Source organism: Litorimonas sp. WD9-15, assembly GCF_050271975.1.
Classification (GTDB): Bacteria; Pseudomonadota; Alphaproteobacteria; order Caulobacterales; family Maricaulaceae; genus Litorimonas.
In genome coordinates this window covers 46,572-60,348 of the sequence record NZ_CP189850.1, presented here as the reverse complement: position 1 = coordinate 60,348, position 13,777 = coordinate 46,572, and the positions used below count along the sequence as shown (strand labels likewise).

Sequence of the window (13,777 nt, the reverse complement as noted above, 5' to 3'; positions counted from 1 at the left end):
AGGTTTGCGGATTACAGATTGAGATTTGGATGTTTAGAGTTGTGTGGCGAAGAGAGACTTTACGCTGGCCGAAGTCTATGCGTTTGAGAATTATCTGGGGGAATTACATCCTGAGAATAATAATGTGCGACCCAAGATACGCCAGCAGTTGCAGATTCTGCGGGATGCTGGCGTTTTGGAGTTTTTGGGTCGTGGGCGGTATAGAACGACAATATGACTGAAATACATCCTTCATCACTACCAGTTCCAGATAAATCAATGTTGTCTATGTTTGGTGACATTAATTCCATCAAAGCTGGACGGTGCTGGGCTCCATTAGATATGTGTGAGAACACTCCTATAGCTGCACACAGCATTCAAAATAGCAGAGTCTTAGATGTAATTCACGAAGAGGGTCGCGTTTATCAAATCAATTCAAAGGTTGGCGATCAAGCGCTAAAAACTGAATTTAGATTAATAGGTCGGAATAAAGTCACTACATTTAGAGGCTTGTGTGGCAATCATGACAGAGAGATTTTTGCGCCGATTGATAGTGGTGATTTGGTTATGGATACCGATCAGCAAAAAGATTTGCTTATGTGGCGTGCAATTACTTCAGAGATGTCTGCAAAAATGGCAATGGCTCTATATTTTCAAAAACAATTTCAAGAGCGTATCGATCAAGGTAAAGCAAGCCCAAACAGTATGGATCCTTTTGGAATGGAGTCCATGCAATGGATGATGGTTCTCCATGACTTTTATAAATATCGCGAGAAGTTTTGGTCGCCGCTTATAGTTGATACTGATAAAAATTTAAACAGAGGAGATATATTTAATAAAAGACACATACTCAAAGACACCGGGGCTAAATTGGCTGCAAGCTCATTTTTTGTAGTAAGAGGAAATGGAAGTGACTCGGCAGGCCATCTTGGTGTTAATATTTGGCCAGTTGGCAATGATACATATGTTCAAATTTCTTATGTCCGGGAGGATATACCTGTGGCTCCGAAATTAATAAGAGAATATTTGTATAAAAAAAAGTTTACAACAAGAAGTGTGTCCTCCTTGCTGTTAAATTATGTTCAAAATTTTGTATTGAAGCCTAGTGTTGTAGATAATTGGCCCGATGAAAAGCGCAAAGCGCTAATCAATGTTTTTTCTGAAAATGTTTTGGGTAATCCGGTGTCAAATCTCACAGATACCTATGATTTATTTGCTTAATAACAATATAAAAAATTGATTTTAAAAAAAAGAGCCGCCCCAATGGAGCGGCCCTCTAGGTTCAGTGTATTACGCGGTGGCTACCGCGCGGGAGATTAGAGCCGCTTCGCGCGGGATAAACCCCGCGCTTCGCGGTAGTTCGGCGATTTGGTCCAGTGGACCAAATCTCACGAACTACATCATGCCTCCCATACCGCCCATTCCACCCATGTCCGGCATAGCGGGTCCGCTATCCTTCTTTGGCGCGTCGACGATTGCGGCTTCCGTTGTCAGGATGAGACCTGCGACAGAGGCGGCGTCCATCAGGGCCGTGCGGACGACTTTGACGGGGTCGATGATGCCTTCCTTGACCATGTCGACATATTTGTCGTTCTGGGCGTCATAGCCGAAATTCGCCTTGTTTTCGGAAATGATGGCTCCAACAACGACGGCGCCTTCGACACCGGCATTATCCGCGATTTGACGGACCGGATATTGCAGAGCCGCTTTCACGATCTCGATACCGGCTTGCTCGTCATCATTCAGACCTTTGACATCGATAAAGCGTGACGCGCGGAGGAGGGCTGTACCACCACCCGGCACGATACCTTCTTCGACGGCGGCACGTGTGGCGTTCAGGGCGTCATCGACGCGGTCCTTGCGCTCTTTCACTTCGATCTCTGTCGATCCACCGACCTTGATCACGGCAACACCACCGGCGAGTTTCGCCAGACGCTCTTGCAGCTTTTCACGGTCATAGTCAGAAGAGGTCGCCTCGGCCTGTGCGCGGATTTGCTCGACGCGGGCTTTGATGTCTTTCTTCTTGCCCGCACCGTCGACGACGACTGTGTCGTCCTTCGTGATGTGGACATGTTTGGCCGTGCCGAGATCTTTCAGTGTGACATTCTCGAGCTTGATGCCGAGATCTTCACTGATAACCGTACCGCCCGTCAGGATGGACAGGTCTTGCAACATCGCCTTGCGACGATCGCCAAAGCCGGGGGCCTTGACCGCTGCGATTTTCAATCCGCCACGGAGTTTGTTGACGACGAGAGTCGCGAGCGCTTCGCCTTCAATGTCTTCCGCGATGATGAGGAGCGGCTTGCCCGTTTGCACAACCGCTTCGAGGATGGGCAACATGCTCTGCAGCGATGTCAGCTTGCCCTCATTCAGCAGGATGTAGGGATCGTCCATCTCGACGCGCATTTTCTCGGCATCTGTGATGAAGTAGGGCGACAGGTAACCGCGGTCAAACTGCATGCCTTCAACGACGTCCAGCTCAGTCTCGGCAGTTTTGCCTTCTTCGACTGTGATGACGCCTTCATTGCCGACTTTGCCCATGGCTTCTGCGATCATCTCACCGATCGCGGACTCGCCATTGGCAGAGATCGTCCCGACCTGTGCGATTTCGGATGACTTGGAGATTTTCTTCGCCTTGGCGAGGAGGTCTGTTGCGATCTCGGAGGACGCTTTGTCGATCCCGCGTTTGAGGTCCATCGGGTTCATACCCGCAGCCACGCGTTTCAGGCCTTCGCGGACGATGGCTTGGGCGAGGACAGTCGCCGTCGTTGTGCCGTCACCGGCTTTGTCATTGGTCTTGGAGGACACTTCGCGGAGCATCATCGCGCCGAGATTCTGGAACTTATCTTCCAGCTCGATTTCCTTCGCGACGGACACGCCGTCTTTGGTCGTGCGCGGTGCGCCGAAGGATTTCTCGATGACCACGTTGCGGCCTTTTGGGCCGAGTGTGACTTTCACTGCGTTGGCGAGGATGTCCACGCCTTCGAGCATTTTGGCGCGGGCTTCGCTACCGAATTTGACGTCTTTAGCCGCCATAGTAATTCTCCTAGTTGAATTTTTGCGTCCCGAATTTAATCGGGAGTTTCATTTGTTTTGTGATTTGGGGTTTCGCGCTTCAGTCGATTTTTGCACTGCAAAAAATCAACCGGTTGCGTTACCCCTTGCACTGTAATCGAGGGTTCGGGCCGGTGCTCGCAATTGTTTGCTATGCAAACAAAAGCTGCGCCCGGTTGTCGAAAAATTTGCTTTGCAAATTTATCCGACTATCCAATGACGCCCATAATGTCCGACTCTTTCATAATGAGAAGATCTTTCCCATCAATCTTCACCTCAGTGCCACCCCATTTGCCGAACAGGACTTTGTCGCCTTTTTTGACGTCGAGTGCATTGAGCTTGCCGTCGTCGCCGCGCGTGCCGGGGCCTGTTGCGATGACTTTGCCTTCGGAGGGTTTTTCGGTGGCCGTGTCCGGGATGATGATCCCGCCGGCTGTCTTTGTGTCTTCTTTGACGCGCTCTACAAGGACGCGGTCGTGGAGGGGACGAAATTTCATGCGTCTTCTCTCTTCTCTTGAGTTAAAATACAACTTGGCACTCACGCAGGGAGAGTGCCAGTGAGCGTCATATGATGAGGCGCGGAGGAGTCTTCAACCCGTCGCGCAAAGAATCTTTATGAATTTTTGTTGAAGCGCGGGCGGGCTACTTCCCAAGGATCAACTGCGTGCCCCAAACCCCAATCGCGGCGCAGGACCCCGTCAGGACCGTACCCCAGACGATATCGACCAGAACCATTTTCGGTGGCCAGCCCTTGAGTGTCGCCAGGTTCGTCAGGTCATAGGTCGCATAGCAGAAAAACCCGAACGCCGCCCCGTAAAGCGCCGCCGTCAGGACCGACCCGTCTGCCAAACCAAAACGGCTCGCAAAGAAAACAATCCCGATAATATAGACGAGGTAAAACGCAATCGCGACACCCCAACGCGGGCTGTCAGCCATAAGGCCGCCAAGCTGATTGGCATAAAAAGACTTAGCAACGCCCGCGAGCCAGATCATGTCAATCACGAAAAACGCGATAACGGTCAGGCCGTAACAGAGGAGGAGCGTGGAGAAGGGGAGGGTGTGGGTCATGGAGTAGGTACGCTGTAACCCGCCAAGTGGTTGCAACTAAGGGGAAACGGGCAGAGTTTGCTCCGACATCACCTTAAAAATTTTTCGAATTCATTGTCACGATGGAAAGCTAAAAAAGCTGGGTCTGGCGCGAAGCGACTGGGACGAATGAGAGACTTCCCTTCGAAAAATGGGCGAGATATTTCTGGCAGGTCTATATGCTTGGAAACAACTAGGCTCAAATCATCCTCAAATGTTATTAGGCCTCTATCGAAAGCACGGTCATGTAATGCGTTTAGAAGTATTCCGTTTCTAGGGTCGAGCCGCGCTTCGATGTCGGTGGCCCAAGGTTTTATATGACTAGCATTTAGGAGTTCTGGCTGAGCGATATGTGTTAGCGCACATTTCCCATCGTAAGACGCGAACAGCATTTCTCGAAAGTAGTTTTGGTTTTTACGTGTTTTAACAGTCCTCTCTACATCCACGCCTTCTCGCAACTCATGAACAAATCTATCAGTCGGTAACGGTGTTTGTTCGTATATTGGCTCCAAATCCGGTAACTTCGAGAGAAAGGAAGATGGAGCTGCGAAAAATTCGGCCCATATCTCACCGTCAGATTTACTGAAATTGCCCATTCCTTTTTGGTGTATGGTTGGGTCGAGTGCTGCAAAATTTGCCATTTTTAAAGAAAGCGCACTTGGGGTGCGACCAATTGATTTAGCGAGCTTTATTATTTCGTGGTTTCCCCTGTGGATACGTCCAAATGGAGTTCGTAAGTAGAGTTCTAATGCCCTAATTTGCTCGGGCCTTGTCCAATTTCTGCGAGGGGGGTTAGCCACGAAGCATGACTTCTTCAACAAGCGTCAAATTATACTTTGTTCCAAAGTGTTCGGCCATTTCCGCAGGAGTCGAATTTTGCTGCCAAAATTTTTCTAACTCATCAGAATCGAATCCCATGTCGTGGGTATTGATGAGATATAGTTTTGTGCAGATTAGGTCCAATTGGTGATACCAGTCTGGAAAACACTTTTTTGATTTTACTCTTGTCGGCATGCTTTCTCATAGCAGAGAGATTGATGAGGCGATAAATAAAAACATAATCTTTTTTTCTAAATAGAATCCATTGGTTCCATTTGAAATACCCACTATGATTTCTCAGAAACCCAAAGGAGACCCTCATGACGTTACGCGCGTTTTTGCTGGCCGGTGCCACGGCTTTTATTTTTGCCGGATGCGGGGAGGTGGGGACATCTTCGTCCGAAGTGCCCGCGACGGCTGAGGCTACGGCCCTCTCCATCGACTATGAAAAATTTACGCTCGACAATGGGCTCGACGTTATCCTCCAAGTGGACCGCTCTGATCCCATCGTGGCGGTGACGACGGTTATTCATGCGGGATCGAACCGGGAGAAGCCGGGGCGGACGGGCTTTGCGCATTTCTTTGAGCATATGGCTTTTAATGACAGCGAGAACGTGCCGCGCGGCTGGAACCGCAAAGCGATCCCGGATTGGGGCGGGCAGCGCAATGGCGGCACGTGGTCGGATGGAACGATCTATTACGAGGTCGTGCCGAAGGATGCCTTTGATAAGATCCTCTGGATCGACTCCGACCGCCTCGGTTACATGATTAACACGGTCACGACCGCCGCACTGGAGCGCGAAAAACAGGTCGTGAAAAATGAGAAACGCCAGCGTGTCGACAATGCCGCCTATGGTTATACGGGCGAGGTCATCCGCACCGCGCTCTATCCCGAAGGTCATCCCTATAGCTGGACGGTGATTGGCTCGCTGCCGGATTTGCAGGCCGCGACGCTGGAGGATTTGCGTGAGTTTCACTCGGACTGGTACGGCCCGAATAATGTGACGCTCTCCATCGTGGGCGATATTGATATCGCCGAGACGAAGGAGAAGGTGGAGCTCTGGTTCGGCGAAATCCCGCGCGGGCGGGAGGTCGAAAAACCTGCGCCCCAACCCGTGACACTGACTGAGACGAAGAATCTCTGGTTCGAGGATAATTTTGCGAAATTGCCGGAACTGCGCCTGACCTTTCCAACGGTGGAGAGCCTGCACGAGGAGGAGCAGGCGCTGGATATGCTCGCGAGTATTCTGGGTGGCAGCCGGAATTCCGCGCTCTATGTCGAGGTCGTGGATAAGGCCAAACTCGCGCCCAATGTCTCCGCCTTCCACCGCGCCAACCAAATCGCGGGCGAGTTCACCATTCGCGTGCGGGCCAATGCAGGCACGGATTTGGACGATGTGAAAGCGTCCATTGAGGCGGCGATGGCAAAATTCGAAGCCGAGGGCGTGAATGCAACAGATCTTGAACGGATCAAGGCCGAGCAGGAAACCATACTCTATAACTCACTCTCGACCGTGTTGGGGAAATCCAACGACCTCGCGACGAGCAATGAATTTGCGGGTGATCCGGCCTATTCCGCCAAAGTTGCGGAGAAAGTTCGTGCGGTGACAGCGGAGCAGATTGAGGCAGCCTATGATAAATATATCAAGGGTCAGAACTATGTCATGACGAGCTTTGTCCCGAAGGGTCAGACTGAATTAGCCGTTGAAGGCGCCGAGCGCGCCACCGTCTGGATAGAGGAAGTCACCTCCGGCATCGCTGCCAATGAAGAGGTCAGCGCGGGCGAGGTCGCGGAGTTTGAGAAAACCCCGACCAAGCATGATCGCTCCGAGCCGCCCTTCGGCGAACTGCCCCTCCTGAAAATGCCTGAGATTTGGGACCGGGAACTGACGAATGGCGTCACATTGCGCGGGATTGAGACGGATGAAATTCCGCTCGTGCAATTTGACATCACCTTGCCCGGCGGACGCTGGACCGAGAGTGCTGAGGAGAACGGACGGCTCTTCCTACTGGCGGAGTTGATGAATGAAGGCACGGCGACCAAGAGCGCTGGCGAGTTGGAGCAGGCCGTGGGCTTGCTCGGCTCCGGGATTAATGTCTCCGCCAACTCGGAAGAATTGATAATATCGGCGACGACCCTCGCACGGAATTTTGAGGCGACCGTGGAACTCGTCGAAGAAATTCTGACGGAACCGCGTTGGGAAACCGCTGATTTTGACCGCGTAAAATCTGCGGCCCTGACAAGCATTAAAGGTCGCGAGGCCAATCCGAATGCGATCGCGACACAGGCTTACAACGGCTTGATCTATGGCGATGAACATCCTTTGGGGCGTCCGGTAAGCGGAAGTGCCGAGAGTGTTTCGCCTTTGGAGATGGACGATTTGAAAACCGCCCATACGACCGTCCTGACCGCGCCAGCGCGTCTAAACATTGTTGGCGATATTGATGCGGACCGCGCGGCAAAGGGTCTGGCGATGCTCGCCGAAGCGGTGTCACCTTCCGGCGCAGCTCGCCCCGAATATTATATGCCAAGACAGGATAATGCGGGAAAAGTTTTCTTCATTAATGTGCCGGGATCCAAACAATCCGTGCTGCGAATCGGAAAGCTGACCGCGGCGACGGGCGACGCGGATTTCAATAAAATCGTCTTCACGAATGAAAAACTCGGTGGCGGGATTTCCGGCGATCTGGCGCAGGTCCTGCGGATTGAGAAGGGCTATACTTACGGCGCTTATTCGTCTGTGCCAAACGGGACGGTTGCACGGCCTTTCACTATCGGGACAAGCGTGCGTGCAAACGCGACACAGGCCTCGCTCGAGACCATCCGCGATATGGTCCGCGCTTACGGCCCTGAATTTGACGAAGCCGCCGTCGAGACGACGCAGCAGAAATTAATTAAAGAAAACACGCGGGCATTCGAGAGCCTCGGCGCGAAACTCGGCACTCTTCGCAATATCGGACGCTACGGCCTGTCCACGACTTATGTCGAGGAGGAACAGGCGGAATTGGTCGAGATGACAGAGGCGGATTTCAAACGGATTGCGGAAGAATATTTGAATGAATCCGAGATGATCTATGTCGTCGTCGGGGACAAGGATACTCAGTTTGGTCCCGTCCAAGACTTTGCCGACACAACGGGTAAAGGCGACGTTGTGGAACTAGATATATACGGCGAACCCGTTGAATAGAACCCTCCTATTTTGTGCGGCTTTGTGCCTGAGCGGATGCGCGACCGCCGATCTACCGGACGGGTTCGTTTATGAGACGTCACTGCGCGGGCAGCAGGGTTGGTATGGTGGCAAAGCCAGAAATTCTGCGGCAGATGATTTATTGTCAAAGGGCGTTGTGACCTTGCCTCAGGCCGCGTTGGAAACGGCTCTTCCGAATGCTGCCGTTGATTTGAGAAAATGGGGCGTCAGCTATTTCGACCGAGACTGGACTCGTTACCGCGTTTTGCTTGAGGCCGATATTCAGACAAACAAGCAAACAGTGAAATGCCGCTTGTCTGAGCCGGAAACCGTCAAAGACGCGCCGCTTCTCAGAGAGTTGGAAGCGGACGGCGGAAGATTGGTTCAGGACAGTTTGAACAAACTTGTTGCCACCTGCGCGGACGCTGTTCTCAATCCAGCGTCACCATAAGCTTGCCAATCGAATGCGTGAAACTATTCGGCAGGATTTCCTGCTCCCCCGTCCATTCGATGTTCGGGAACCGCGCTAAAATTTGGCGATAGACGACATCTAATTGCATATTCGCGACCCGTTGGCCGAGGCAGACATGCGGCCCAATTCCGAACGCCAGATGGTCTTTCGCATTGGTGCGGCGAATATCGAACACATCAGGATTTTCGAAAACAGACGGGTCACGGTTTGCCGCGCCGTAAAACATCAGAACCTTGTCGCCTTCCGCAATCGGCTGTCCGCCCAACTCGGTATTCGTCGTCGCCGTGCGGCGCATATACATGACGGGACTAACCATGCGGATAGCCTCATGCGTCATGTTTGGAATTAATTCGGGGTCCGCAATTAATTCGGCCTTGGCCTCCGGAAACTCTTTCAGTAATCGCATCGTGCCGGAGATCGAATTCCGCGTCGTATCATTGCCCGCAAAGACGATGAGGAGCCATGATCCATCCAGATATTCATCGGGCAATTTCGCGCCGTCAATCTCCGCATTCGCAATCGCGGAGAGCAAGTCTTCGCGCGGATTTTCGCGGCGGTCTTTTAGGATTTTCTGCCCGTAATCGAATAGGGCCGCGACTTCGGTCAGGAATGTCATGATCATCGCGGGGTCAACATCACCCAGTTCCTGCTGCTCCAACGTATATTGCGCCATTTCCAGCATCTGCATCCATTCCGCGATCTTCGGGCGGTCATCTTCCGGAATGCCGAGAATTTCGCAGAGTGTGAAAAGGGGGAGTTTCTCGCTGACGGTAGAGACGAGATCGACGGGACCGTCCGCGCACGCCGCTGCAAGATCGTCCATTAATGTCGCAACATAGGCTTCCACCTTCTCGCGCAGACGCTTCACATATCCTGGTGTGAAATAGGCCATATGCTCGCGTCGCAGCGACATGTGATGCGGCGCGTCCAAGCAGATCATCGTGTCGAGCGATGCGCGGTGCAATTGCGGATGACGCCGCGCTTCATCCATATAGGCGGCCAGAATACCGCCGCGTTGAGATGAAAAGGTTGTCGTGTCGAGATTGGCTTTGCGGACGAGCTCATAAGAGGTCAGCGCCCAAAACCCCGCGCTGCCACTCATGGAATGCCACGCAATCGGGGCGGCCTCGCGCATGGCTTTAAAGGCGTCGAAAGGTTGCCCCGCCGTGAAATTCCCGGACTTGGTCAGGTCTAGCGGCGGTTTGAAATCATGAATGGGCGCAGAAGATGGCGGGCCCTCTCCGGCATCGGGGGTGTAAGTTTCGCTAACGAGGTCGAGGGCCATGCAAGTCTCCAATATCCCGTCATGTTTAACGCGGACACCCTCCATCGCAAGCCTTCAGCTTTGCATGATGAGAAATGATTATGAACCGCACCGCACAGTACCGCGCAAGCGTTTCGGCGCGATACTGCAATCGACTCACCGGGTCGATTGCGGGCGTTCCGCGCCTCGGAACATTTAAGCTCCTGTATCTCTTAGTGTCTCCGTTTCGCTTTATGTAAAAACGGGATGTCCGCGTGGGTATTCAGGGTTCTGGTCGCAAACCAGAGTTAAAGCTAAGTTTTCGAACCCCAACGGGCCCACGCGGCGGCGCCTTTTTGCACTAACGGCCGAACCATTCAGTCGGGGAACGATCAGCTCTCGATAGGCCACCCAAGCTCGAGGACGTTAACCCTTCCGCTCCAATGACAAGCACCGCTCCTTTCCAGTCGTGCATTTCTGTTTTTTAAATAAAGCGTCGAAAAATGGGTAAGCTTCACCAAATTTTTGACACCTCATCAAACAGAATTGCACCAGCCAACGTACGCTTGACTGCCCTTTGAAAGAAGACACCGTAAAAATGACACAACTCTCAGGGGGTGTGGACGCAGTTTTTGAAATAAAACCCAATCCCCGTTTATTCCGGGACTAAATCACGAGAATAGTTTGGAATTTTATAACTCAATTCACGCTTTCAAAACTCGCATAACCGAGGATTATCTTTCTAAGCACCGTTAAAAACTCTTGTCACCCCGCACTTGATGCGGGGCCTGTCGTTTATGAACGCAGGTTCGAAAGCACAGCCGATAGGTCCCGCATCAAGTGCGGGATGACATCGAGGGAAGATTGGAGTTTAGGTCATTACGAAATTTCGCTGCTTGCTCTGCCTCTCAATCCGGCGCACCGATGAGCCAATTAAACGCGCGCACACGCTTAAAGCCCGTCAATCCGGCTTTGCCATACGGGTCTTGGGCCAGCCAGTCTTCTACTGTTTTCAAACTGTCCGAGCCGACAATCAGCAAGCTGCCGCGCATATCGCCTGCGTCGTCCAGCCAAGGTCCGGCGGACAGAAGCGTCACCTTTGGGTCATTGCGGACCCAATCCAGATGCGCCGCGCGGTTTTCCTGCCGGATCTGCAAGCTGTCCGGTTTGTCTTCGGTGTAGATGAGGAAGTGGCTCATGATTTCGGGCCTTTCTTGCCGTAACCGGATTTCGGGGCGGATTTCGCGGCCTCGCCGTCCAAAGGCCAGCGTGGACGGGCGGGGGCGTTGTAATCATCAATCAGTCCCGCCGCGAGACGTTCGGCCCCGGCCAGTGCGATCATCGCGGCATTGTCGCCGCAGAACTTGAGGGGCGGGGCGATGAAATCGAAATTCCGCGCTTCCGCAATTTGTTTCAGACTCGCCCGCAATTCCGTATTCGCCGCCACACCACCCGCGACGACGAGACGGGCGCGGTCATGTTCGCTCGTAACATTGCGGAACAGGGTCATGGCGCGGCCAACGCGGTCAATCATCGCGTCGGTTATGGCGCGTTGGAAACTGGCCGCGATATCGGCTTTCGCCGTGTCAGATTGATCACTGGCTTCCCAGGCGCGGGCGACGGCGGTTTTTAATCCGGCGAATGAGAAGTCCGCGTGATCGCGACCTATCATCGGGCGGGGGAGTTTGACGCCTTCCGGATTGCCGCGTTCCGCCCACGCCTGCACTTGCGGTCCGCCGGGAAAGCCGAGGCCCATGACTTTGGCGGTCTTATCGAAAGCTTCACCCGCCGCGTCATCGACCGTGCTGCCAAGCCGTTCATATTCGCCGAGGCCCCTGACGGAGAGGAGTTGGGAATGTCCGCCACTGACGAGGAGCAGGAGATAGGGGAAGGGGCACTCTTCCGTCAGGCGGGGGGAGAGCGCGTGACCTTCCAAATGATTGACGGCGATCAGGGGTTTGCCGAGCGACATGGCGAGACCTTTTGCGCCCATCAATCCTGTAATCACGCCGCCGATGAGGCCGGGTCCGGCCGTCGCCGCAATACCGTCAATCGCGTTCCAGTCCACGCCGGCAGTCTTAATCGCCTTGCCGATGATCGGGTCTAATTTGCGCATATGGGCCCGTGCCGCGATTTCCGGTACGACCCCACCAAAGGGGCGATGTTCTTCGTCTTGCGAGGCAACGATATTGGACAGGAGGTCGATCGACCCATCCGCATGACGGCGCAGCACACTGGCGGCGGTTTCGTCGCAGGAGGATTCCAACCCAAGCACGAGAAGGCTGTCTTGTTTCACATTTGGTTTTGGGGCATTCGGCATGTTCGCTGACCTAAGGACTCATAGCAGATTATGCAATCTCCACCTCTTATTATCGGCACGCGCGGCTCTCCGCTCGCGCTATATCAGGCGAACCTGGTTCAGCGGTTGATTTGCGAAGTCTCCGGGCGGACCGAACAAGAAGTCATTATCAAAGTCCTGCAGACGACAGGTGACCAGATAAAAGGCGAGTTGAAGTATTTCGGCGGGAAGGGACTGTTCACCCGCGAATTGGAATTGGCGCTGCTGGACGGACGTATCGATGTGGCCGTGCATTCGATGAAAGATGTTCCGACGGTGGGTCACGAAGACCTCGTCATTCGCGCGATCCTGCCCCGTGCCGATGTACGAGATGCGTTTATTTCTGTGAAATATGACAGCATTGATGCGCTGCCCGAGGGCGCACTCATTGGCTCGGCCAGTTTACGGCGGCGGGCACAACTTTCCGTCCTGCGGCCCGATCTCACATTCTGCCTCTTGCGCGGGAATGTCGGGACGCGTTTGCGGAAATTGGAAGACGGTGTCTGCGATGCAACGATGTTGGCCTGTGCGGGGTTGCGACGATTGGAACAAGAGAACCGGATTACACAAGCTGTAGAGGTGGACATGATGTTGCCCGCCCCCGCGCAGGGGGCGATTGGTGTGGAGGTAAAACGCGACCGGGAAGACCTAACCGAGATCCTAGCGCCCCTTAATGACCGCGCGACGGAATGGGCGATCACGGCGGAACGGGCCTTCCTGCGTGCGCTGGACGGGAATTGCCGGACGCCGATTGCGGCACTGGCGACACTGGACGGGGATGTATTGACCTTGCGGGGCGAAATTCTGGCGAAGGACGGATCCCTGCGCGTGGCGCAGACGGTTTCAGGTCAGGTCTCAAAGACGCTCGACGCCTATGATCTAGGCTTCAAAATGGGTGAGGCCGTGCGGGATGAGGTCGGCGGACGTATCACCTTTGATGACTAAGACGATTTGGATCACACGGACCCAACCCGCCGCCGCGCAGAGTGCGTCGGTTTGGGCTGAGGCCGGATTTGAGCCGGAGGTCCTGGCACTTCTGGACGTGATGCCTGTCGCCTATTCCCCCATCCCGAAAAATGCCATCCTGATTTTCACAGCGAAAAACGGGGTCGACCATATGGCCCAAACCGATCATCGTGCGATCTGTGTGGGGGATGCGACAGCAGCCCACGCGGAGGCGAGTGGGTTTCGGGATGTGGTCTCTGTCGACGGAACATCCGCTGATATTACGCGCTGGGTGCTAGCTAATTTGAACAAGGATGGCACTCTCATTCATATTTCAGGTCGGCATGTACGGGGGACGATTACAGAGGATTTGGCGGCGGCAGGATATAACGCGACGCGGGTCATCACTTATGAATTGACCCCCGTCCCGACTTGGCCGGTAAAGCGCATCAGCCACGTTGCCCTCTATTCTCCATTAGCCGCAAAAACTTTCGCTGAATTGGCGCGGGAAAGAGATGTTTCGACGTTGACGACAGTCTCCATCAGTAAAGCGACGAACGCGGAATTGGACGGTCTCTCCCTGAACGCCAGATATATTGCGACCCGCCCGACGGAAGCGGCCCTAGTCAAGGCGGTGCAGACCCCCTAGATGA

The 13,777-nt window shown here is 53.6% G+C and carries 13 protein-coding genes and 1 pseudogene; 6 read left to right on the top strand and 8 right to left on the bottom strand.

Features of this window, described 5'->3' with window-relative positions; all coding sequences use genetic code 11:
• Positions 1-37 precede the first annotated feature (37 nt).
• Both ACP9M6_RS00305 and ACP9M6_RS00300 read left to right on the top strand, forming a co-directional pair.
• Positions 38-217 (top strand): annotated as a pseudogene (locus ACP9M6_RS00305) (DpnI domain-containing protein); the annotation flags it as partial.
• Positions 214-1,200, top strand: a complete 987-nt coding sequence (locus ACP9M6_RS00300) for a hypothetical protein (protein WP_427452408.1) — start codon at positions 214-216, stop codon at positions 1,198-1,200. The pseudogene ACP9M6_RS00305 and the gene ACP9M6_RS00300, both read left to right, overlap by 4 nt.
• Positions 1,201-1,374: 174 nt before the next feature.
• Here ACP9M6_RS00300 and groL read toward each other — a convergent pair whose 3' ends face one another.
• The 5 genes from groL to ACP9M6_RS00275 form a co-directional block, all read right to left on the bottom strand.
• Positions 1,375-3,015, bottom strand: a complete 1,641-nt coding sequence (gene groL / locus ACP9M6_RS00295) for a chaperonin GroEL (protein ID WP_427452406.1) — start codon at positions 3,013-3,015, stop codon at positions 1,375-1,377.
• Positions 3,016-3,242: 227 nt separating this feature from the next.
• Positions 3,243-3,530, bottom strand: a complete 288-nt coding sequence (locus ACP9M6_RS00290; protein ID WP_427452404.1) for a co-chaperone GroES — start codon at positions 3,528-3,530, stop codon at positions 3,243-3,245.
• A gap of 145 nt (positions 3,531-3,675) precedes the next feature.
• Complete coding sequence (locus tag ACP9M6_RS00285) at positions 3,676-4,101, bottom strand: DUF2177 family protein (RefSeq protein WP_427452402.1); 426 nt, start codon at positions 4,099-4,101, stop codon at positions 3,676-3,678.
• Between the two features lie 68 nt (positions 4,102-4,169).
• Entirely contained in the window at positions 4,170-4,919 is a 750-nt protein-coding gene (locus tag ACP9M6_RS00280) for an HNH endonuclease (protein WP_427452400.1), read from the bottom strand.
• Positions 4,912-5,037, bottom strand: a complete 126-nt coding sequence (locus ACP9M6_RS00275; RefSeq protein WP_427452398.1) for a hypothetical protein — start codon at positions 5,035-5,037, stop codon at positions 4,912-4,914. Before ACP9M6_RS00275 ends, ACP9M6_RS00280 begins: the two co-directional genes overlap by 8 nt.
• 221 nt (positions 5,038-5,258) lie before the next feature.
• On the opposite strand from ACP9M6_RS00275, the gene ACP9M6_RS00270 reads away from it, so the two are divergent.
• Positions 5,259-8,126 carry a M16 family metallopeptidase gene (locus tag ACP9M6_RS00270; RefSeq protein WP_427452396.1) on the top strand — a complete coding sequence of 956 codons (2,868 nt, stop codon included), beginning with the start codon at positions 5,259-5,261 and terminating at the stop codon, positions 8,124-8,126.
• Positions 8,119-8,577 (top strand): hypothetical protein, encoded by a 459-nt coding sequence (locus ACP9M6_RS00265; RefSeq protein ID WP_427452394.1) that lies wholly within the window; start codon positions 8,119-8,121, stop codon positions 8,575-8,577. Before ACP9M6_RS00270 ends, ACP9M6_RS00265 begins: the two co-directional genes overlap by 8 nt.
• Here the strand turns inward: ACP9M6_RS00265 and ACP9M6_RS00260 are convergent.
• The 3 genes from ACP9M6_RS00260 to tsaD form a co-directional block, all read right to left on the bottom strand.
• A complete protein-coding gene (locus tag ACP9M6_RS00260) occupies positions 8,558-9,883 on the bottom strand; it encodes a cytochrome P450 (RefSeq protein WP_427452392.1) in 1,326 nt (441 codons plus the stop codon). The genes ACP9M6_RS00265 and ACP9M6_RS00260 overlap by 20 nt on opposite strands.
• 866 nt (positions 9,884-10,749) lie before the next feature.
• Entirely contained in the window at positions 10,750-11,040 is a 291-nt protein-coding gene (locus tag ACP9M6_RS00255) for a YciI family protein (protein WP_427452390.1), read from the bottom strand.
• Complete coding sequence (tsaD, locus tag ACP9M6_RS00250) at positions 11,037-12,161, bottom strand: tRNA (adenosine(37)-N6)-threonylcarbamoyltransferase complex transferase subunit TsaD (protein ID WP_427452388.1); 1,125 nt, start codon at positions 12,159-12,161, stop codon at positions 11,037-11,039. Before tsaD ends, ACP9M6_RS00255 begins: the two co-directional genes overlap by 4 nt.
• 30 nt (positions 12,162-12,191) lie before the next feature.
• Between tsaD and hemC the strand changes: the two genes are divergently transcribed.
• Positions 12,192-13,124 carry a hydroxymethylbilane synthase gene (hemC, locus tag ACP9M6_RS00245; RefSeq protein WP_427452386.1) on the top strand — a complete coding sequence of 311 codons (933 nt, stop codon included), beginning with the start codon at positions 12,192-12,194 and terminating at the stop codon, positions 13,122-13,124.
• The gene (locus ACP9M6_RS00240) at positions 13,117-13,773 is read left to right on the top strand and encodes a uroporphyrinogen-III synthase (RefSeq protein ID WP_427452384.1); all 657 of its coding nucleotides are present in this window, start codon (positions 13,117-13,119) and stop codon (positions 13,771-13,773) included. Before hemC ends, ACP9M6_RS00240 begins: the two co-directional genes overlap by 8 nt.
• The last annotated feature ends 4 nt before the right edge of the window (positions 13,774-13,777 follow it).